20 protein-coding genes are annotated in these 22,389 nt (G+C 35.9%); 16 read left to right on the forward strand and 4 right to left on the reverse strand.

All coding sequences use genetic code 11. The annotated features are described in order from the left end of the window. The 3 genes from Q0A18_RS14540 to Q0A18_RS14550 all read left to right on the forward strand — a co-directional run. The coding region (locus Q0A18_RS14540; protein ID WP_292010883.1) for a helix-turn-helix domain-containing protein at positions 1 to 201 on the forward strand (201 nt) is incomplete at its 5' end. Between the two features lie 369 nt (positions 202 to 570). Then, a complete protein-coding gene (locus Q0A18_RS14545; protein WP_292010884.1) occupies positions 571 to 2,619 on the forward strand; it encodes a S9 family peptidase in 2,049 nt (682 codons plus the stop codon). Beyond that, the gene (locus tag Q0A18_RS14550) at positions 2,616 to 2,954 is read left to right on the forward strand and encodes a hypothetical protein (RefSeq protein WP_292010885.1); all 339 of its coding nucleotides are present in this window, start codon (positions 2,616 to 2,618) and stop codon (positions 2,952 to 2,954) included. Before Q0A18_RS14545 ends, Q0A18_RS14550 begins: the two co-directional genes overlap by 4 nt. Before the next feature lie 35 nt (positions 2,955 to 2,989). Here the strand turns inward: Q0A18_RS14550 and Q0A18_RS14555 are convergent, their stop codons facing one another. Then, entirely contained in the window at positions 2,990 to 3,481 is a 492-nt protein-coding gene (locus tag Q0A18_RS14555; protein ID WP_292010886.1) for an SRPBCC domain-containing protein, read from the reverse strand. Positions 3,482 to 3,673: 192 nt separating this feature from the next. Here Q0A18_RS14555 and Q0A18_RS14560 point away from each other — a divergent pair, with 192 nt between their 5' ends. The 10 genes from Q0A18_RS14560 (at position 3,674) to fabF (ending at position 14,198) form a co-directional block, all read left to right on the forward strand. Continuing rightward, entirely contained in the window at positions 3,674 to 5,221 is a 1,548-nt protein-coding gene (locus tag Q0A18_RS14560; protein ID WP_292010887.1) for a HAMP domain-containing sensor histidine kinase, read from the forward strand. 22 nt (positions 5,222 to 5,243) lie between these two features. Next, on the forward strand, positions 5,244 to 5,930 hold the full coding sequence (locus tag Q0A18_RS14565) for a response regulator transcription factor (protein ID WP_007842513.1): 687 nt from the start codon (positions 5,244 to 5,246) through the stop codon (positions 5,928 to 5,930). A gap of 78 nt (positions 5,931 to 6,008) precedes the next feature. Further along, entirely contained in the window at positions 6,009 to 6,593 is a 585-nt protein-coding gene (locus tag Q0A18_RS14570) for a hypothetical protein (RefSeq protein ID WP_292010888.1), read from the forward strand. A 66-nt stretch (positions 6,594 to 6,659) separates the two neighbouring features. Beyond that, the gene (locus Q0A18_RS14575; RefSeq protein ID WP_292010889.1) at positions 6,660 to 6,989 is read left to right on the forward strand and encodes a hypothetical protein; all 330 of its coding nucleotides are present in this window, start codon (positions 6,660 to 6,662) and stop codon (positions 6,987 to 6,989) included. A 69-nt stretch (positions 6,990 to 7,058) separates the two neighbouring features. Then, positions 7,059 to 9,716 carry a TonB-dependent receptor gene (locus tag Q0A18_RS14580; protein ID WP_292010890.1) on the forward strand — a complete coding sequence of 886 codons (2,658 nt, stop codon included), beginning with the start codon at positions 7,059 to 7,061 and terminating at the stop codon, positions 9,714 to 9,716. A gap of 90 nt (positions 9,717 to 9,806) precedes the next feature. Continuing rightward, a complete protein-coding gene (locus tag Q0A18_RS14585; RefSeq protein ID WP_292010891.1) occupies positions 9,807 to 10,667 on the forward strand; it encodes an AraC family transcriptional regulator in 861 nt (286 codons plus the stop codon). Between the two features lie 100 nt (positions 10,668 to 10,767). Then, entirely contained in the window at positions 10,768 to 11,184 is a 417-nt protein-coding gene (locus tag Q0A18_RS14590; protein ID WP_292010892.1) for an OsmC family protein, read from the forward strand. 31 nt (positions 11,185 to 11,215) lie between these two features. Beyond that, a complete protein-coding gene (locus Q0A18_RS14595; RefSeq protein ID WP_292010893.1) occupies positions 11,216 to 12,196 on the forward strand; it encodes an alpha/beta hydrolase in 981 nt (326 codons plus the stop codon). A gap of 92 nt (positions 12,197 to 12,288) precedes the next feature. After that, positions 12,289 to 12,885, forward strand: a complete 597-nt coding sequence (locus Q0A18_RS14600; protein WP_292010894.1) for a TetR/AcrR family transcriptional regulator — start codon at positions 12,289 to 12,291, stop codon at positions 12,883 to 12,885. Between the two features lie 65 nt (positions 12,886 to 12,950). Further along, positions 12,951 to 14,198 (forward strand): beta-ketoacyl-ACP synthase II, encoded by a 1,248-nt coding sequence (gene fabF, locus Q0A18_RS14605; RefSeq protein WP_292010895.1) that lies wholly within the window; start codon positions 12,951 to 12,953, stop codon positions 14,196 to 14,198. 31 nt (positions 14,199 to 14,229) lie between these two features. Here the strand turns inward: fabF and Q0A18_RS14610 are convergent, their stop codons facing one another. Together Q0A18_RS14610 and msrB are read right to left on the reverse strand one after the other, a co-directional pair. Continuing rightward, positions 14,230 to 14,988, reverse strand: coding sequence for a murein L,D-transpeptidase catalytic domain family protein (locus Q0A18_RS14610; protein ID WP_292010896.1), 759 nt, complete (start codon positions 14,986 to 14,988; stop codon positions 14,230 to 14,232). Between the two features lie 121 nt (positions 14,989 to 15,109). After that, positions 15,110 to 15,595, reverse strand: a complete 486-nt coding sequence (msrB, locus tag Q0A18_RS14615) for a peptide-methionine (R)-S-oxide reductase MsrB (protein ID WP_292010901.1) — start codon at positions 15,593 to 15,595, stop codon at positions 15,110 to 15,112. A 153-nt stretch (positions 15,596 to 15,748) separates the two neighbouring features. Between msrB and Q0A18_RS14620 the strand changes: the two genes are divergently transcribed. Beyond that, a complete protein-coding gene (locus Q0A18_RS14620; protein WP_292010897.1) occupies positions 15,749 to 16,993 on the forward strand; it encodes a DUF445 domain-containing protein in 1,245 nt (414 codons plus the stop codon). 91 nt (positions 16,994 to 17,084) lie between these two features. Here the strand turns inward: Q0A18_RS14620 and Q0A18_RS14625 are convergent, their stop codons facing one another. Further along, positions 17,085 to 19,202 (reverse strand): TonB-dependent receptor, encoded by a 2,118-nt coding sequence (locus tag Q0A18_RS14625; protein WP_292010898.1) that lies wholly within the window; start codon positions 19,200 to 19,202, stop codon positions 17,085 to 17,087. 290 nt (positions 19,203 to 19,492) lie between these two features. On the opposite strand from Q0A18_RS14625, the gene Q0A18_RS14630 reads away from it, so the two are divergent. Both Q0A18_RS14630 and Q0A18_RS14635 read left to right on the forward strand, forming a co-directional pair. Beyond that, positions 19,493 to 21,034 carry a glycine--tRNA ligase gene (locus Q0A18_RS14630; RefSeq protein ID WP_292010899.1) on the forward strand — a complete coding sequence of 514 codons (1,542 nt, stop codon included), beginning with the start codon at positions 19,493 to 19,495 and terminating at the stop codon, positions 21,032 to 21,034. Between the two features lie 87 nt (positions 21,035 to 21,121). Next, positions 21,122 to 22,267 (forward strand): serine hydrolase, encoded by a 1,146-nt coding sequence (locus Q0A18_RS14635; RefSeq protein WP_292010900.1) that lies wholly within the window; start codon positions 21,122 to 21,124, stop codon positions 22,265 to 22,267. The last annotated feature ends 122 nt before the right edge of the window (positions 22,268 to 22,389 follow it).

Raw genomic sequence — 22,389 nt, forward strand, 5'->3', positions numbered from 1 at the left:
GAGTACAGGGTTAATTTTGTTAAAAAGCTTATTAAAGAAAGCGATATGAAAAAGATAACTTTAATGAATATTTATACAGAAGCAGGATTTTCTAATCAAGCTACTTTTAATAGAGTTTTTAAGCAGCTGGAAGGGATTACTCCATCCAAATATATCCTGCATAGAAAATCAGATATTAATTCAGATATAAAAGATTTATAAAAACATGTCAATTAATTTCATCACCAGAATAATTTGCACACAGGCATAGCAGTATCCCATTCAGGACAATAGACATAGCTTCCCATTTTCTTATGTTGCAGTTTCATAGTACTTAACAATTATATTATTACTCTAATCTCGGATTTTAAATAATCGAAGATTTTTTAGTAGCAGCCATTGAAAAAATAAAATCAAAGACAGATATGTTTGCCTAGTCTTTTTATTTTATCTTTGAACTCTGAATTTTACAATTTTCAATATAGTTGACACATATTTTAATACAATTTAAATAACTTATCAAGTAATGTAATCATAATCAAAAATTTACATTCCAATATCGTAATCAAATTTGACCACCAATTAACATTAATGAAAGCTCCTCAAGCAAATAAAATAGAAAAGAAACTTAAAATACACGGCGATACCCGAATCGATAATTACTTCTGGCTGAATGAAAGAGAAAATCCGGAGGTTATCAAATATCTGGAAGAAGAAAATACTTTCGCCGATGCTATGATGAAAGACACTGAAAAACTTCAGGAAGATCTTTTTGAAGAAATGAAGTCCCGATATAAAAAAGATGATGAATCTCTTCCGTATTTTTTTAATGCTTATTGGTATATCGTACGATATGAAGCAGGAAAAGAGCATCCTATTTTTTGCAGAAAATACAAGACCTTAGAAGATCCCGAAGAAATCATTCTGGACGTAAATATTCTGGCGGAAGGTGAAAGCTTTTTTGAAGTAGGGAGTGTAGCGGTAAGTCCTAACAATAAAATGACTTCTTTTTCTACGGATAATCTCGGAAGAAGAATCTATACTTTAAATTTTAAAAATCTGGAGACCGGCGAAATATTACCTGACAAAATCCCGAATACTACAGGAAAAACAGTCTGGGCACACGATAACGAACATATTTTCTATATCAGAAAGGATAAAAGCCTGCGTGCTTTTCAGGTGTACAGACACCGTTTAGGAACAGATATTTCAGAAGACATTCTTGTTTTCCATGAAAAAGACGAAGCTTTTGATGTAAATGTTTTTAAAACAAAATCACTGGAATATATCTTCATTGCAAGCTCAAGCAGCACCTCGGATGAACATTGGTTTATTCCCTCCCATAATGTTTCCGCTGAATGGAAAGTTATCCAGGAACGGATAGAAGACCTGGAATATTCCGTAGAACACTATGAAGATCAATTCTACATCATTACCAATGCTGATGATGCCGTTAATTTTAAAATTGTAAAAACCAAGATTGAAAATTGCGGAATAGAAAACTGGGTGGACGTTATTCCTCACCGTAAAGAAGTTTTACTGGAAGGCTTTGAAATCTTTAAAGATTATCTCGTCCTTGAAGAAAGAGAAAAAGGTTTACTGCAGATTAAAATTATTGATGAGAAAAATAATACTTCTCATTATCTTCCTTTTTCAGATCCCACTTACACGGCCTATATCGGAATTAATTTAGAATTTGATACCGAAGTATTACGATATGGATATACATCCCTGACTCAGCCAGGATCCACCTATGAATATAATATGAAAGAAGGTACTACCAAACTCCTTAAACAACAGGTAGTACTGGGTGGAAAATTTTCCTCTGAAAATTATATTTCCGAAAGGATCTGGGCAGATTCAAGAGATGGAAAAACGAAAGTTCCCATTTCATTGGTTTATCATAAAGACACTAAGAAATCTGCCGATACTCCTTTGCTTTTATATGGCTATGGAAGCTATGGTCATACTGTAGACGCAAGCTTTTCGAATGTAAGATTATCTATTCTGGACAGAGGATTTATTTATGCTATTGCTCATATACGTGGTGGAGAATATTTAGGCAGAGAATGGTATGAAGAAGGTAAAATGCTGGAAAAGAAAAATACTTTCTTTGATTTTATAGACGCTGCAAAGCACCTCATCAAAGAAAACTACACTTCTTCACAACATTTATATGCAATGGGAGGAAGTGCCGGAGGATTATTGGTAGGAGCTGTTGTTAATTATGAACCTTCCTTATTTAACGGAATTATAGCTCAGGTCCCATTTGTAGATGTAGTTACTACCATGCTGGATGAAACAATCCCATTAACTACCGGGGAATACGAAGAATGGGGAAATCCTAATGATAAGGAATATTATGAATACATGAAATCTTACTCTCCATATGATAATGTAGAAGCCAAAAGTTACCCTAATATACTTATCACTACAGGGTTACATGATTCTCAGGTACAATATTGGGAACCGGCTAAATGGACCGCTAAACTCAGAGAGCTAAAGACAGATAACAATATTCTCATATTCAAAACAGATATGAGTTCCGGCCATGGAGGAGCAAGCGGAAGATTTGAATCCCTGAAAGAAGATGCATTGGAATATGCTTTTTTATTAAAATTAGAAAATAAAAGAGAATGAACGAATCGGAATACTGGAAAAAAATAGAACAGTTCTTTGAAGATCATTTCCAGACGGAAAAAAATCCTCCTATTGAAACACTATTATTTTTAATAGGACTTCAGGAACTGGGAAGTGGCCAGCAAAAATATACCAAAGATGACAAAGTCAATTTAATTCATATTGCTGTATGTAGGCTTCTTGAGCCATTTGGATATTATAAATTCACTCATTATGAAGATGGGTGGCCACAATTTGAAAAACTGGAAGACTTACCTGAATTAAAGCCCAATGAGCAAAGCCTTCTCATGAAAAAGGCGATTATTCAATATTTTCAGGATGAAGAACTTTTATAAAATTCAGGAAAGCCTTTGGCTTTCCTGAATTTTTTTTAATTACTTATCAGAATCTCTTCAAGCTGATTCAATCCCATTGAAAGACCTTCTTCAAATCCCATTTCCAAAAGTTGTTTCATTACTTCTTCAGAAGAGAAATGAATATTAATCGTAACCTTCACTCCTTCATCTACACCTGTGAAACCAAACAGCCATTGAGCCGGAGGAAAATCTTCATTTACATTTCCTTTCTCATCACAAAATGTATTCGATCCATCGAAACTTCTGTGTTCCATAATTTCACCAAACTGAACCTGAGCATACATTTTTCCTCCATCCGGTCCTACCATCGCATAACGCCAGATGCCACCCTTCGTAAAATCCATCTGAACAGTTTCACATTTCCAGGGCTTAGGCCCCCACCACTGGTCCAATAATTCGGATTGGGTAAAATAATTCCATACTTCTGAAACATTGCTTTTGTAAACTTTCATTACATAGACAGCCTTTGAGTCAAAATCTTTGTTAAAAATGATATTAGATTCCATAATTAGTTATTTTAACAAACTTAGTTTTTTATTTCTAAGAAAGGCTTTTCATATGACAATTAATCCAATATTTATAAAAAAATGTTAAAACTCATACTTTTAAGAAAAAAAATACAATTTTTTGGCTCGTTTTTTGTTTATGAAGTCTTAAAATAATTATTTTTAACATTCATAATTCACAATAATTTGATAATGAATAATAAGTTCATCCCAATAATTTCAGTGTTTATGACAATTTCCCTCATTGTCTTCGTCACACTCCAATTTTATTGGCTGAAAGGATATTACGGGGCATTGGAACAGGACTTCTCTAATAAGGTATATTCCGCATTAGAAAACACCTCAAAAGCAGTTGCTGAAATAGAAGTGGAAAAATATCTGAATGATGATTTTATTAATTTCAGACAGAATGTCCTTGACAATAAAGATCAGCCTTCTTTAACCACTATCCAGCAGGTACAGGATTCGGGAACCCAAAGACAGATCATCTATTCCAAAAATATTATTGAAAGACAGCAGCTTCCTATTTCCCAACGCGGAGATTCACTGAATCTTACCAAGCTGTATACGGATGAAGCTGCCTATAAAATAAAAAGAGATACTACTCAACGGGAGCAGCTTACCTCTGAAATCAATCAGGATATTGAAAATGGAGATTACGCTATGAAAGAGTTTGCGAAAATTTATGGCAACAATCTTCCTATTACAAAAAGAGTTGATGAAAAGACGCTGGATTCAGTTCTTACAAAAGAATTGAAAATGAAGGGTATAACTGCAAAATTCGGATTTGGAATTCTTGATAAAAACAACAAACAGACAAGTGTTGCAGACAAAGATTTTAAAGAGAAAAAAGATAATAATTCTTATACATATCCCCTTTTTACGGATAAAAAAGACCGCACCTTATATACACTTGCTTTAGTATTTCCTAAAAAAGAATATTCACTCGCCATGAATAACTGGCCGATGTTATTGGGGACATTCCTTTCTCTATTAACGATTCTGGGCATTTATATTATTTCGATCAATTATATGATGAAACAAAAGAAGCTTGCAGAAGTTAAAACGGACTTCATTAATAATATGTCCCATGAGTTTAAAACGCCTTTAGCTACAATTTCTGTTGCTACCGATTCTTTGGCTAATGATAAAATAGCTACTAATCCGGAAAAGGTAAAATACTATTCAGGACTTATTAAGCAGGAGAATTTGAGAATGAAAAAGCAGGTGGAGAACGTTCTTAATATGTCTAAACTGGAAAGGAATGAAGTAAAGCTATTCTTAAAGGAAACCAACGTAAGAGAGCTTATCAAGGAAATCACTTCTTCTTTTGAGATCATTGTAGCCCAAAGAAACGGTTCTCTGACTTCAGAATTTACAGCCGAACGATATACTTTCAATGTAGATGAATTTCACTTGTCCAATACGTTAATCAACCTTTTGGATAATGCCAATAAATATTCTCCAGAAACACCTGAAATCAATATCAAGACACGGAATGAAGGCAATTGGTATGTTATAGAGATTTCAGATAAAGGAATGGGAATGGAAACCCAAAATAAAGGTAAAATATTTGAGAAATTCTTCAGGGAAGAAACCGGAAATGTACACAATGTAAAAGGACAGGGATTAGGATTATCCTACGTAAAAAAAATTATAGAACTACATAAAGGACAAATTATTGTAGACTCACATAAGGGAATGGGAAGTACCTTCACAATCAAACTTCCGATGGTTTAATAAAAAATAAAACAAATATAATATGAGCAACAGAATCTTATTAGTAGAAGACGATCAAAGTTTTGGAGCTGTATTGAAAGATTATTTAACAATAAATAATTTTGAAGTCACCCTTGCAACAGATGGAGAACAGGGGCTAAAAGAATTTACAGAAAACGAGTTTGACATATGCATTTTTGATGTAATGATGCCTAAAAAAGATGGGTTTTCATTAGCTGAAGATGTAAAAAAGATTGATAAAAATACTCCTATCATTTTCCTTACTGCAAGAAATATGAGAGAGGATATTCTTAAAGGGTACCAATTGGGAGCGGATGATTATATCACAAAACCATTTGACACCGAGTTGCTTCTTTACAAAATCAAAGCTATTCTTCAGAGAAGCTCTACTTTGGAAAATGAGGAGCAGGAACAGTTCAAAATAAGCAATATCTTCTTTGACTCTATGCTGAGACAGTTAAGAGTTGGAGATAAGGAATACAAGCTTTCACCAAAAGAAAATGAACTTCTAAAACTTCTTTGTATCCACCGTAATGATTTCATGCCAAGAGACCTTGCATTGAGAAAAATCTGGAAAAAAGAGAACTATTTTACAGCAAGAAGTATGGACGTGTATATTGCCAAACTTCGTAAGCTGTTAAAAGATGATGAAGGATTGGAAATTATCAACGTGCACGGAGAAGGATTCAGACTTTTAGTTAAGAATTAATTCTAAAATCAGATTATAAGCATTAAGTTAGCAAAGCATTTAAAAATGTTTTGCTAATTTTACATAATGTAATCTGATATGAAAAATATAATTATAGGAATTTTAGCGCTTGGATTCTTAAGTACTTCTTGTAAGAAAGACGAAAGACCGACTTATTTAAAAGACGAAGGCAAAGTTCAGCAAGTTACTTCTGTCACTAATAATTCGTCCAATGTTTCCCTTCTGAACCAGTCGGGATCAACAATGATAACCTCAGCAGGAATGAATCCTCCTCACGGACAGCCGGGACACCGGTGTGATATTCCCGTAGGACAACCGTTAAACCAGGCAGCACCGGTAGTCCCTAATAACAATGTAGTTCCCAATGCTATCCAGATAGATCCAAATACGATTACAGCGAATACCAGTTCCGTTCAAAAAACGAAGACAGCACCCGGAATGAATCCTCCTCATGGAGAACCAGGACATCGATGTGATATTCCTGTAGGACAACCTCTTAACAGTAAATCAGCCCCACAGCCAACTACAGGAACCATTCAAGGAACCCCTGCTCCAGCATCCTCTGAACAAAAACTGGCAGTAGGTGAAAAACCAGCATTAAACCCTCCGCATGGCGAACCTTTTCATGATTGTGCAATAAAAGTTGGGGATCCTTTGCCATAATTTTTGTAATTTTGCAGCGTGAAAGCATTCAGGTTTTTAACAATTCTTTTGTGTTTAGGTCTCTTTTTGATTCCTAAAGACATCCTGTATGCTCAATCCTCAAAAGAAGATTGCTGCCGTATCACAACAGCCACTGAAAAAAAAGATTGTTGCAAAAACCACAAAACTTCATCAGAAGGACATGGTAAGCATGATAAGAAAACATCATCATGTAATGACGACTGTTGTTCATCATGTATTATTTGTTATTCTTTTATAGAAATTCCTTCTGTTAATCATTCTTTCACTTCCTTACTTTCCGTTTACGACCTGAAGGAAAACCTAAGATTCCAATACGTGGATCCCTATATTTCCGATAGTCTGGAAGAAATCTGGCAGCCACCGAAGATAGGTTAATTATTACATGTAAAAAGTTCATCGGATTTCCCCATGAACAAGTTTTTAATTAATCTAAATTTAAATCAAATGAAATTATATATATCCAGGTTTATTCTTGGTACATTACTATTATCTATTCAATTACTATTTTCTCAGACGCTTACAAAAAATCAGTTTCAGGTAAAAGGGAACTGTGAAATGTGTAAGGAAAGAATTGAAACCACAGCAAAAAAAGCAGGTGCAAAAATCGCAAGATATTCTGTTGATACACAAACTCTGACGCTGGAAACAGACTCGAATATTTCTCCGGACACTATCCTGCAAAAAATAGCAGAAGCCGGACATGATAATGAAAAATTCAAAGCTTCAGACAGTGTTTATGAAAGTTTGCCAGCATGTTGTCATTATGAAAGAGGTACAACAGACATGAAAACCGCTCCTATGGAAGCACTAAATTTTAAAAAAGAAAATGAATTCTATGTAAAAGGAAATTGCTCGTCATGTAAAGCACGAATTGAAAAAGCAGCAAAAGATGCCGGAGCTGAAGCGGCAGACTGGAGCCCGGAAACCCAAAGCGTGATTTTAAATTTTGATCCGGCAAAAACTTCAGCAGATAAAATTCTAAAGAAGATTGCAGATGTAGGACACGATAATGAAAAATACACAGCCAAAGATGCAGTTTACAACAACCTTCCCGAATGTTGTCTGTATGACAGAGAAGCTGCTTTAGGTGTAAAAGGTTCAAAAGTCCATTTTGAAGAGGCTGAGCCCAGTTCCAACAATCACAGCCAGCATGAAAAGAATATTGAGGAAGTGAAATTATCCGCTTCAAAAGCATCTACTTCATTGAGTAAAAAAGAAGCCGGACTCGTTTTCAATATTGATAAAAAAGAATTATTAAAAGCAGCATGCTGCAACCTTTCCGAGAGTTTCGAAACCAATGCTACAGTAGATGTATCATTCAGTAATGCAGTAACCGGAACCAAGCAGCTTAAAATGCTTGGACTGGACCAGAAATATACAAGTTTAACCAAAGAGCTATTACCCGAAATCAGAGGACTGGCTTCTGCTTATGGACTGAATTTTATTCCCGGAAGATGGATTGAAAGCATTCAGCTTACCAAAGGAGGAAGCACGGTTACTAACGGGTATGAAAGCATCACAGGCCAGATTAATACGGAATTGCTGAAAAATGCTAAGGAACCGGAAACTTCTCTTAATTTATTTGCAGATTTAAACGGAAGAACAGAAGCCAACATCACCTATGTTGCTCCCATCAACGAACAATGGTCACAAACCATTTTACTGCACGGAAACGGAACTTTTGGGAATACGGATATGAATGATGACGGGTTTCTGGACCGCCCGAAAGGCACCCAGATTAATGCAGCTTATTTGCTTAATTATAATGACCTGGAAAAGTCAGGCTTAGGATCGCATTTCGGAATTAACTTTGTAAAGGATGAGAGAACCGCAGGGCAGACTTCTTTTAACAAACAGTTACCCCAAAATGAGCAGTCAGCATATGGTGTAGGAATCAATATCTCAAGATTTCAGGTTTGGAATAAAACAGGGTATGTGTTCAAAGGTAAGCCTTATCAGAGTTTAGGATGGATGAATCAGTACGTTTACCACCAGCAGGACAGTTTCTTTGGATTGAGAAATTATTCCGGAAAACAGAATACTTTTTATTCCAATTTGATTTTTGAAAGCATTATCGGAAATACCAATCATAAATATAAAGCGGGAGCAAGTTTTATGTATGACGGATACGATGAAACCTACCTTACCGATAATTATAAGAGAAATGAAATCGTTCCGGGAATCTTCGCAGAATATACATTAACCGGATTAAAATATACTTTGGTAGCAGGTGCAAGAGCTGACTTTCACAACCTTGCAGGAACTCAGTTCACACCAAGGGTAAATTTCAAATATGATTTCACTCCTAAAACCATTTTGAGGCTTTCAGCCGGAAGAGGATTCAGAACAGCATCTGTTTTTGCTGAAAACCAACAGTATTTCGCTTCTAACCGTACTATTCAGATCATACCGAATGGAGGAGATATTTATGGTTTAAAGCCTGAAATTGCGTGGAATTATGGAGCCAGTTTACAGCAGGAATTCAAAATATTCGGCAGAAAATCAACCATTATTGCAGATTTCTTCAGAACAGATTTCCAGAATCAGGTGTTAGCAGATCTTGATCAGTCACCTCAGCAGCTCGTATTTTATAATTTAGACGGAAAATCTTTTGCCAATAGCTTCCAGACTCAATGGGACTTCATCCCTTTAAAAAACTTTGATGTAAAAATAGCCTATAAATATTATGATGTACAGGCTGATTATGAAACAGGAAGAAGACAGGTCCCTTTCATGGCCAAGCACAGAGGCTTTGTTAATTTGGCTTATTCTACTAATAAAAATGATAAGGGCGGATTCTGGAGTTTTGACACTACACTTAATTGGGTAGGTAAGCAGAGACTTCCTTATACTTCAAGTAATCCGGCAGAGTTTCAGTTACCTGAATACTCCAGCTCTTATGCTGTTCTCAACGCTCAGGTTTCAAAGAATTTCAACAAAAAAATCAGAGCTTATTTAGGAGGAGAAAACCTCACTTCTTATTCTCAGAAAAATGCAATAGTAGATTTCAGAAATCCTTTCGGAAATTATTTTGACGGAGGAATGGTATACGCTCCTATTATGAAAATCAATCTTTATGTAGGATTAGACGTAACATTCTAAAATTTTTTTTCTACAGATATAAGCATGATGTCAATTTTTTACTAGGCAGACATCATGCTTTTTTGTATTTTTAATTAAGATAGAATACATATGATCACACAAGAATTCATTTTTGAAGACCATTACAAGAAATTAGGATTTGGAATTTTTTCTGAAAACACTCTGAAATACATCCACGAAAACCGATTCAAGCCTTATATTAAAATTTTTTTTGCCCCTGAAGGTTATGAGCTAAGAACGGATTTCACTCATTATAAAACAACGGGGCCTACTCTATTTTTCATCAATACCAATCAATATCTTGAAGTTAAGAAAGGTAAAGAAGATTCATTCCTGATTTATTATAACCGTGATTTTTACTGTGTACAGATCCATGATAAAGAAGTAGCCTGTGACGGGCTTTTATTCAATAATATTTTTGAAATTCCAAAAATAGAGCTGGATGACAAAGAAATGAATACCATAAAAACTTTGTTTAATAACATCTATGATGAGTTGGAGGGTAAAGAATCTTCCAGAGAGGAAATGATAAGAACCTATTTGAAACAAATTATCATTCGCGCAACTAGGAATTGGAAGAAGCAAAATATAGATAACAGGAATGAAAACATAACCCATAATGATATTGAGTTATTCAGGAATTTCAGCAGGCTTTTGGAGATCCATTTCAGAGAAAAACATACCGTAGCTGATTATGCCGAGCTTCTTCATCTCGCTCCCAAAACTTTAACCCACAAGTTCAAAAGCCTGAATATAAATTCTCCTAACCAGTTTATTATTAACAGAATTTTACTGGAAGCAAAAAGACTTCTGTTTTATACGGATAAGCCGGTAAAAGAAATCGCCTATGATTTAGGCTATGAAGACCCTGCCTATTTTAACAGGCTTTTCACCAGTAAAGTAGGAAGCACACCTACTAATTTCAAAAAAAATTACTCTGTGGGAAAATAGTGCAATACTTAAGGTCAATTGTCTATTTATTCGAGTTCTCAGACACCATAAATTTGTCATATCAAAATCAAACAAATCATTAATATTAAAAACAATCATTATGAAACGTAGCGCAACAGCCGTTTGGAACGGTAACATTAAAGAAGGTAAAGGACATTTAACTACACAGAGTACTACTTTGAATAAAACTCAGTATTCTTTCAGCAGCCGTTTTGCTGAGGGCGTGGGAACAAACCCTGAAGAACTACTGGCAGCAGCCCATGCAGGTTGCTTCACTATGAAATTAACTGCTGAACTTTCGCAGGCTGGTTTCACTGCAGAGGAGTTAACAACAAAATCTGTAATCACTCTTGATCCTCAGATAGGAAAAATTACGAAATCTGAATTGACTTTAACTGCAAAAATTCCAGGGATTTCGGAAGAAGAATTCCAGAAATTCGCCAAAATAGCAGAGGAGGGATGCCCTGTAAGTGCCGCTTTCAATTTTGAAATTACGCTCAATGCAACATTAGCTTAAATCATATTACAAACAATCAAAAACAAAAATTATGTCAAAAAATTCACTACCCGCAGCGCAAGATCCAAGTATTTTAAGAGAAATAAGGTCCTTCCTTAAAGACTTAAACAGTGGAGGAGGAAAACCTATCGAAGAAATGTCTCCGGAAGATGCAAGGCTGGTATTAGTCGGCGCACAAAATTCAGTAAGTTATGATTATTCCGATATTGAAGACTCCGAAAGAACAATCACTCAGGATGGTATTACCGTAAATATTCATGTGGTTAAACCTAGAGGAGCAAAAGACGGGCTTCCTGTATTTATGTTCTTCCATGGTGGAGGATGGGTTTTGGGAGACTACCCTACTCACAAGAGACTGGTAAGGGATTTAGTTGTAAAAAGTGGTGCTGTAGCTGTATTCCCAGACTATACACCTTCACCGGAAGCTCAATATCCGGTTGCTATCAATCAGGCTTATGCAGCAACAAAATGGGTGGCTGAAAACGGTAAAGAAATAGGAGTTGACAGTTCAAGATTAGCTATTGCAGGTAACAGTGTAGGAGGTAATATGACTGCTGTTGTAGCATTACTTGCCAAGGACAGAAAAGGTCCTGAGCTTAAACAACAGGTTTTATTATGGCCCGTAACGGATGCGGACTTCACAAGAGAATCATGGGAAAAATATGCTGAAGAAAGATTCCTTACAGCTCCATTGATGAAATGGATGTGGAATAATTATACTTCTGATCTGGGACAGAGAAAAGAAAAGTATGCATCTCCATTCCAGGCTTCCTTAGAAGAGCTGAAAGGTTTACCTCCAGCATTGGTACAAGTAGCTGAAAATGACATTCTTCATGATGAAGGAGTAGCTTATGCCAGAAAACTTGATGAAGCGGGAGTACCTACTACAATTACAGATTTTAAAGGATTTATTCATGATTATGGTTTATTAAATCCTATTTCACATGTTCCTGCTATTCAGGAAGCATTATCTCAGGCGGCACTTGCCCTCAAGGAGGCTTTGTTCAGATAATATAAAATCCGGATAGCCATTACCCTGATTATATAAAAAAATATACCGATCGGTATATTTTTTTATATATTTGTTTTCGTTTTCTATTTAATATGTCAAAAGCAGATAAAACAAGACAGTTCATTATTGAAAAAACAGCCTCTTTATTCAATTGTAAGGGTTATGCTTCTACGTCCATTTCAGACATCACAGAAGCTACGGGACTTACAAAAGGAAGCATTTATGGAAACTTTGAAAATAAAGAAGAAGTTGCTCTTGAGGTTTATAAACATAATGCGGCCTTGGTGAGCAAACACATGATGTGTTCTTTTGGAGCACAATATTCAACCTGTCTCGATAAACTTAGGGCTATGGTGGACTTCTACAAAGAGAACTGGGATATTGTATATTCTACGGGAGGATGTCCCTTAATGAATGCCGCTACTGAAGCCGACGATACTTTCCCTACGCTTAGAACACAGGTTAAAAAATCTTTTGAGGAGTGGGCAGATAAAACAGCTGAAGTAATCCGTGAGGGACAGTTGAACGGAGAAATAAGACAAGAATATGATGCAGAAGAATACTCCTACTTATTTATCATGCTGATAGAAGGTGGGCTTTTGCTTTCAAAAACGAGCGGAGAGAAGAAATATCTGGATCTTGTTCTAAACAGGATACTTATTATTATTGACGGGGAGCTCACGGCTTAGCCTTAACTACAAAAGAATTTAAAAGAAAACCTCTTATTATAAAAGAACAAGATTAATAACTATCTATGAAAAGAGTTGTCATTACAGGACTTGGAGCAGTAACACCACTGGGAAACAATGTCGAAGATTTTTGGAAAAATAGCATTAACGGAAAAAGCGGTGCTGCCCCTATTCGGCATTTTAATGCTGAGAAATTTAAAGTTCAGTTCGCTTGCGAATTAAAGGACTTTAATCCAGGAAATCACTTAACCCATCAGGAAATCAAGAGAAGTGATCTCTTCACTCAGTATGCCCTTTATGCTTCCTCGGAAGCTATCCAAGATTCCGGTCTGGAGCTGGAGAAAATGGATCCGTTCGACACGGGTGTAATCTGGGGAACGGGACAAGGCGGAATGCTCACTTTCGAAAATGAAGTGACAGAATTCAATCTTGGAGACGGAACCCCACGTTTTAATCCTTTCTTTGTACCTAAATTCATAGTTAACATGGCTTCAGGGATGATATCCATGAAATTTGGGCTTCGGGGAATCAATTACACAACAGTTTCTGCATGTGCTACAGGAAATACGGCATTAATGGATGCCTTTAATTATATCCGCTTAGGAAAAGCCAAAGCAATCATCAGCGGAGGGTCAGAAGCTGCAATTACCCCTGCTTCAGTAGGTGGCTTCTCTGTAATGAAAGCTATGTCAACAAGAAATGAAGATTACCTTAGTGCAAGCCGTCCTTATGATGCTGACAGAGATGGTTTCGTAATGGGAGAAGGTGCTGGAGCTCTAGTTCTTGAAGAATATGAGCATGCTAAAAGCCGGGGAGCAAAAATTTATGCAGAACTTGTGGGTGCTGCTATGACCGCTGATGCTCATCATATGACCGCCCCACATCCTGAAGGAGTGGGTGCCATTAAAGCTATGCAGCTAGCTATTAAAGAAGCGGGTGCTAATATTGAAGAAATCAACTATATTAATCCCCATGCAACTTCAACTCCACTTGGGGATCTCCTTGAACTGAAAGCCATCAATAAACTTTTCAAAGGAAGTCAAAATCTTGATATCAGTGCTACTAAATCCATGACCGGACATTTATTAGGTGCTGCAGGTGCTGCGGAAGCGATACTTTCTATTAAAGCTATCCAGAATGGAATTATTCCGCCGACCATTAATGTTCAAAATGTGGATGAAAATATTCCACGGGATATCAACATTGTTTTCAATGAAGCGAAAGAAAAAAACATCAATTTCGCTTTAAGCAATGCTTTTGGATTCGGAGGTCACAATGCAACCTTGGTATTCAAAAAATTTAACGGGGCATAAAATAAAAAAGCAGTCATTTCTGACTGCTTTTTTATGATTTCAACCATTCCGAGGAGGAAAGGTAGTTTTGATCAGGATAATAAATAAAAAGACAATTTTTTCCTTTTATCGTATTGATGATAGGTTCGGATAAAGATCTCGGTAAAGCAGGACATCCCCAGCTTCTTCCGATTCTTTTATGCACACTCGCAAATTCTTCACTTACATAATCCGCTCCATGCATTACAATCGCTCTTTTGAAAGCAGCATCATTAAACCCTTTATCCATTCCAAGCAATTTCAAAGAATAACCGTTGTCTCCTTCATAGGTCGTATCTGTAATATAAAACCCTAAACTGCTTTGATATGAACTTTCAGTATTGGAAAAATTCTCAGCAAATTCTTCTCCTGTATTTTTTCCGTGAGCCACTAATGAATTAAACAGGACTTTTCTCTCATTGATATCAATTACCCAAAGTCTCTTTGTATTGGAAGATAAAGAAAAATCACAAATAGTTAAAAGATGGGCATCAGGATCAAGCATTCCAGCTTTTTTCAGATTTTCAAATCCTAAAATTCCTTTTGAAAACGCTTCATAATTTAATTTGTGCTCATTTTCAAATCCTATTGAATTATAAAGTTCTTCTGAGGAAGTAACTTCTGTATTGGTTTTTGTTGTTTTTGTTGTGGTTATCGTTTCAGTTTTTTTAGTACCGCTGATTTCTTTTTTAGTATCTACTTTTCCATTGGAAAGGTAAAATGAAGTCGTAATCATGTAAACGATACCTAATGCACTATATAATCCTTTCATCCCTGTTAAATATAAATTTCGACTGCAAAATTATAAAAACATAATTATCAATACGTTAATATGAAAAAAGTTTAACTCTATTTAAGAAACTTTAACTCCTTAATTTTCAATAAAAATCAAATTATTTTGAAGAATCCGGAACAAATTCCAGACTTATTGAGTTCATACAATACCTTAAACCGGTAGGTTTTGGACCATCATCAAAAACATGCCCCAAGTGGGAATCACATCTTTTACAAAGCACTTCCACCCTATCCATTCCATAGGATACATCCCGCTTATAATATACTCCTTCCTTATCGGCTTCAAAAAAACTCGGCCATCCGCAACTGCTTGCAAACTTGGAAGTGGAACGAAATAAATGGTGTCCACAGACCGCACAATAATAATCTCCAATTTCATCAAATTCATTATACTTTCCGGTAAAAGCCCTTTCTGTTGCCGCTTCTCTAGCCACCGCATACAACTCTGGTGACAGGATTTTTTTCCATTCCTCATTGGAAACAGTCAGTTTTGCAGTATCAGTTCTCGAATAATATGGATTGTTTTTTGCTTCTTTATTTTCCATAGGAGTAGATTTAACAGGTTTTTGTGTCTGCGAACACATTTGCAGAAAAATGATCAATGATATGGAAATTAAAATTTTCATATAAATTGTTTTGATAATCCGTATGTTTCTAATGACACCATTGAATCTAAAAGATCAGTTAAATAGAAAATCTCTTAGTTTCATAATCAAAATTACTAAATTTGATAGAATATGAATGATGAAGCCAAAAGAAAACAGCTAAGAAAATATAAAGCATTTGCCACAGGACTTTTTCTGGTAATGGCCATTACTTTTATTTTAATGACTATTTTACAGAAGACCACCGATTCTCATTGGATCGGCTATGTACGAGCTTTTTCGGAGGCGGCAATGGTAGGTGCCCTTGCTGACTGGTTTGCGGTAACCGCTCTTTTCCGTCATCCGCTAGGATTACCTATTCCCCATACCAATCTTATTGAGAACAGCAAACAGAAACTAGGTGACAACCTGGGAAGTTTTGTTGTAACAAACTTTCTTTCTCCACAAAATATCAGACCTTATATCCAAAAACTCAAAGTTTCCAATTATGTAGGGGAATGGCTCGCAAAAGAAAAAAATCAGGATATACTGATTGCCAATATTTCAGATATCGTATTAGATATACTGAATAAGCTTGAGGATTCTTCCGTAAGTAATTTTATAAGTAAAAAAGTTTCTGAAATGGCTTCCGACATTAAGCTCAATGCTATTGTAGGAAACGGAATCCATTATATTCTGGAAAAAAATGACCATCAGAGAATTATAACCAATCTCTCAAAGCAGATCAAAGATTATATCATTGAAAATGAAGAGATGATCCAGGAAAGGGTACAAAAAGGAAGCTATTCATTTGTTCCCAAATTCATTGATAACAAAATTGCTGATAAAATTGCAAGCGGCCTTTCTGATTTTTTCCGTGAAATCGAAGAAGATCCCCAGCATGAAATCCGTACATTGATCACCAAAAAAATCTATGAATTCTCTGTAGACCTCAAACAAGATCCAAAATGGGAAAATGAATTTAATTCAATCAAGAAAGATCTGCTGAATAATGAAAGACTGGATCAATATTCCAATGACATCTGGATTTCCATCAAAAAAACTATAATCAAAGAATTGAAAGAAGAGCATTCTTCCCTTAAATCTTATATTACTAAAAATCTCAATGAGTTTTCACAAAATCTCAAAACAGATGAAGTGTTTCAAAATAAAATAGATCACTGGGTACGCTTAACAGCTTATAAATACATTCTAAGGAATACTCATCAATTTGGGAACCTCATCAGTTCCACTGTCGGAAACTGGCAGGGAAAAGAACTGAGTGAAAAGCTGGAGCTTGAAGTTGGAAAAGACCTTCAGTTTATCCGGGTAAACGGAACCCTGGTAGGAGGCTTGGTAGGTCTTATCATCTACACCATCGCTCATTTTTTCATTTAATAAATAAAAAAACAAAGCATCCGATAAACATACAGAAACGGATACTTTGCCTTCTAATAATCAAATAACAAGACTTAACTCTTAAAATTATCTAATAGCTAAAACTCATTGAAACAGTGTAATACCTCCCATTTCCCCGTACATATTCTGCATCTCGTACAGTGAACATAGAGGTAGGAGTATAATAGGTTTTATTTAATACATTCTCTATTCCCAACCCAAGTTTTAATGATTTATTGAACTGGTAACTTCCTTCAAAATTGAAAAGTCCAAAAGATTTTACCGGTCCCTGTCCCTCTTCATATTTTCCTGTTTTTACATCGGGCTTAAAACGGTCTCTTTCGAATGAATGCAAATAATAAACGCCTAAATGCAGTTTATTAAAATCATATTTCACATAAGAATTGAGCCTTGGTGCTGCGATACTGGTTCCATTCAAATATTTCTTTCCTTCTTCTTCATATTTTTTTCCTTCCTGATAAGTATAGGCTCCTCCAATATTCAGTCCCTTAAAAAGATAGGCATCTGCTGTGATCTCAACTCCTTGTACATACTGAGGGGTACGGTCTACCACCCAAAATCCATTGGAAGAAACCAATTCTGTTCCCAACTGTGTATAGTTGTAAAAATAACTTGCTGAAAGGTTAAGCCACTGAGTCACTTTACTGTTAATCCCAATTTCATAACTATCCACTACTACCGGCTCCGTTTCTATCTGACTCAGTACATTACTTTTTGCATCCCGTAATGTTCGTCCCAGATCATAAATACTAAATCCCCTTGAATAAGATGTATATAGTTGAAGAGGATCTGCCAAATGGTAATTTAACCCTAAGTTATAAGACCAATTGGTATATCTAAGCTTCCCGCCTTCCACATCATAGGGAATATCTTTTCCTGATGGAAGTGTAGAATAACTGGGCACATTTACCTGTATCCAGTCCCATCGTACTCCTGCTTTCATGGAAAGATCATCGGTAATGAATATTTTACTCTGTACAAACGGAGCAAAAGATAAGAGTTCAAGTTCCGGAACCCAGATACGTCCATCCACCAAGGGCTGTGAAGTATTTTCCTTTAAGGCATCAATACCATAGGTCAGAGATATTACAGGAGTATTCCCCTCTTTAAATTGAGTAGTAAAGTCTGCCCTGAAACCATACTTTTTATCTAAAATGGTCGATTGTCCCCCGGTTTTCCATCGAGGCGGCTCCCTGTAATCATAGATAGTGTATAGATCCTGAAAATAAAGAGAAGTATTTAAAGAGGTATTCTTGAATATATTTTTATTGATATAAGAAATATATCCGTTATGATTATACCTTGTTCCTTCTTTCACTCCTACACGATCCCCCAATTTCCCTAAAGATGGGGATTCTCCATATTTTCCTTTATCAAGAATATATTTTGAGTCCTGTAAACTGGAAAAAAAGTTATACATCAATTCCACTCGACTGTCTTCATTTATGGTATATCCAATTTTTGCAAAAGCGTTATTCATATTTGTTTCTCCCAGTCCATATCTTGGGCTCTGAACCAATCCTTCTCCGTCCAGCTTTACACCACTTCTTGTAAAATCATAGTTGACAAAGTAATCCCATTTACTAACCTTACCATATAAGCTTTGAGAAACCCTGTAGCCGGCTCCGCCATCAGATTTAAACATTTTATTATTAAATAAGTCATGACCGGTAAAGCTAAAAGTTGTATTCCCGGAAATGGTCTTATTACTATTATCTTTTTTAGTGATATAATTAATAAGCCCTCCTTCTGCCCCGTTCCCATATATGGAAGTTGCTCCTTTTACTACCTCTACTCGTTCTATAATGGCAGGGTCTATGGTTCTTATATTACGATCCGATTTCCTTAAAGGACTTGACTGGGGAATTCCATCGATCATCACAAGAACATCCCTTCCGCGGAGAGTCTGCCCCCTGTTTCCCATCTGATTATTTCCAAAAGCCATTCCCGGTATCGTATAAGCCAGGATATTGCTCAGATCAGGAGATATCAAAGATTGCTCTGCAATTTGTTTCCTATTGATAACAGAAACCGTAGAAGTCGATTTTTTCAACATTTCCGGCGACCTGGTTGCTGTTATTATAACCTCATCCAGGTTATTACTTTTTATGGAATCTTTCTTTTCCTGGGCATAATAAAAAACTGGTGAAAAAGAAATGGCCAATAAAAAATAATTAACTTTTTTCATATACATTTATTTAGAATAAACAAAAATAAAAAAAGCATTAAAAACATTTTGTTAAGGATATTAACCGAATACCTTTACATTAAGCATAAATGCCTTAATTATTAAATGTAAATAATTAAATATTTAAACTCATAGATATTTATGAGTACTGTATATTTAAATCAAGAGAAATAGAAATAGGGGCATGATATTTATCACTAAAGAAACTGACAGTGTGTAAACAAAGTTTTTACAGGTGGAATTATAAAATCTATGTTAAATTCAATACTTTTGTAAAAAATCAGTTCAAAATGGCAAAGCAAGAAGATGTTTTCAAGAAGGTGATCTCTCACGCAAAGGAATATGGTTTCATTTTTCCATCCAGTGAAATATACGATGGTTTATCCGCTGTATACGATTATGGACAAAATGGAGCCGAGTTAAAGAATAATATTAAACAATATTGGTGGAAAGCTATGGTACAGCTTAATGAAAATATTGTGGGGATAGATTCTGCAATTCTTATGCACCCTACCACTTGGAAGGCTTCAGGCCACGTAGATGCCTTCAATGACCCTTTGATTGACAATAAAGATTCTAAAAAACGTTTCAGAGCAGATGTTTTAGTGGAAGATTATTGTGCTAAAATTGAGGAAAAAGAGAAGAAAGAGATAGAAAAAGCTGCCAAAAGATTCGGTGATTCTTTTGATAAGGAACAATTTGAAACTACCAATCCCAAAATATTAGAGTACAGAGCTAAAAGAACTTCCATCCTTGGCCGGTTAGCCAAGTCTTTAGAGAACGAAGATCTGGCTGATGTAAAAGCACTGATCGAAGAGCTGGAAATTGCTGATCCTGATACCGGTTCTAAAAACTGGACGGACGTAAGACAGTTCAACCTTATGTTTGGAACTAAATTAGGTGCTTCCGCTGAAAATGCTATGGATCTTTATTTAAGACCGGAAACAGCACAGGGTATCTTTGTGAACTTTCTGAATGTTCAGAAAACGTCCCGTCATAAACTTCCGTTTGGTATTGCCCAGATAGGAAAAGCTTTCAGAAATGAAATCGTTGCAAGACAGTTTATTTTCAGAATGCGTGAATTCGAACAAATGGAAATGCAATTTTTTGTAGCTCCGGGAACAGAATTGGAATTCTATGAAAAATGGAAGGAGACCCGTTTAAAATGGCATCTGGCTCTTGGCCTTGGAAATGATAATTACAGATTCCACGATCATGAAAAGCTAGCCCACTATGCGAATGCTGCCGCGGACATTGAATTTAATTTCCCGTTTGGATTCAAGGAACTGGAAGGGATTCACTCAAGAACGGATTTCGACTTAAAGGCACATGAAAAACATTCAGGAAGAAAATTACAGTTCTTTGATCATGAAAGAAATGAAACCTATGTTCCTTATGTAGTAGAAACATCCGTAGGTCTTGACAGGCTATTCTTAGCTGTATTCTCCAACTGCTTAAAAGACGAAGTATTGGAAGATGGTTCAGAAAGAACAGTTTTATCTCTTCCGCCTGCGATTGCTCCAATCAAAGCCGCTATACTTCCTTTAATGAAAAAAGAAGGAATGGGCGAATATGCAGAAAAAATCTTCAATGATCTGAAATATGACTTCAACCTTATTTATGAAGAAAAAGACAGTATCGGTAAACGTTACAGAAGACAGGACGCTATCGGTACTCCCTACTGTATCACTATAGATCATGATTCTCTTCAGGATAATACGGTAACATTGAGAGACAGAGACACTATGGTTCAGGAAAGAGTTCCTGTTTCTGAGCTCAGAAGAATTATTGATGAGAAAACAAATTTCCGAAATTTACTTTCAAAAATATAGAGTAAAGGCCTTGATTTTTTCAAGGCTTTTTATTTTCATATGATTTTTTTAAATAGATTTGTCTCATAACTTTAACTCTGAAAGCACATGTGGCTAATCATACTCCAGGGCGTTCTGCTCTCGCTCATCCTTATCATTATTCTTATATATACCTTAGGGTATGGCTATTTATTCAGTGGTATTGCAAAAACCTATTTAAAGGGAAAGTCAAGTGCCAATATCGATGACGGAAAACTATTTCCAAAAAATATTATTGCAACACAACAACCTAAACCGTGGGAAAAATCTGAGAAATATAACAAGATACAACTACCTAAAATCTTAGTTGAAGATTTAATTAAAAGTAACACCGCTTCTTTCCTGGTTATTAAAAATGAAAAATTAGTTCATGAACAATACTGGAACGGTTATGATCAATCCTCTAAAACCAATTCATTTTCTATGGCTAAGGCCGTTACGGTAATGCTTTTGGGGAAAGCTCTAGAAGAAGGGAAAATCGATAGCCTGGATAAAAAATATACTGATTTTTTCGAAACGTTCAAAAATAAAGAATATGGAAACCTGCTATCTTTAAAGAATCTGGCTCAAATGGAAGCGGGACTGGACTGGGAAGAAAATTATAAGAACCCTTTCTTACCCAACGCCAAAGCTTACTATGGAAAGAGTCTGATCAAAGCCACTTTTCCGAGAAAATTTAAAGAAAAGCCGGGTGCAAGGTTTGAATACCAAAGCGGCTCAACACAGCTATTGGGATTCGCGGTAAGAAAAGCTCTGGATCAGTCTTTGGCGAGCTATTTATCCGAGAAATTCTGGATTCCTCTAGGTATGGAACACAATGCTGAGTGGAGTGTGGATGACAGTGGAATGGAAAAGACATATTGCTGTATTCATTCCACCTCCAGAGACTTCGCAAAGCTCGGACAGCTCTTCCTGAATGATGGCAAGGTAGGAAATAAACAAATTCTGAACCTAGAGTTCATAGAACTCATGCGAACACCTACTCAAAAATCAGAAGAAATATACGGGATGGGGCTTTGGGTCAATAATGACAATCCCATCCAACATTATTACTTTCTTGGACTTCAGGGGCAATACATCATTATGGTTCCTGAGTACCATATGGTCATCATAAGGACAGGGAGCTTTAATAATCTTCCAAAAAATGACAGGGGAAGGCCAGATCAAGTGAGATTTATCGTCAATGAAACCGTTCCGGTCTTCAAACATTTGTAGCCCCTCTCATACGGCAAATGAAATAATATAGCCCCCGATCATTATAATCAAGGGCTATATAAAATATACAAGGTTAATAAATTGTTGTTCTCTTATCAATCAGGTCAATACCCAAATTCAAC

Source organism: Chryseobacterium sp., from assembly GCF_022712095.1.
GTDB lineage: Bacteria > Bacteroidota > Bacteroidia > Flavobacteriales > Weeksellaceae > Chryseobacterium.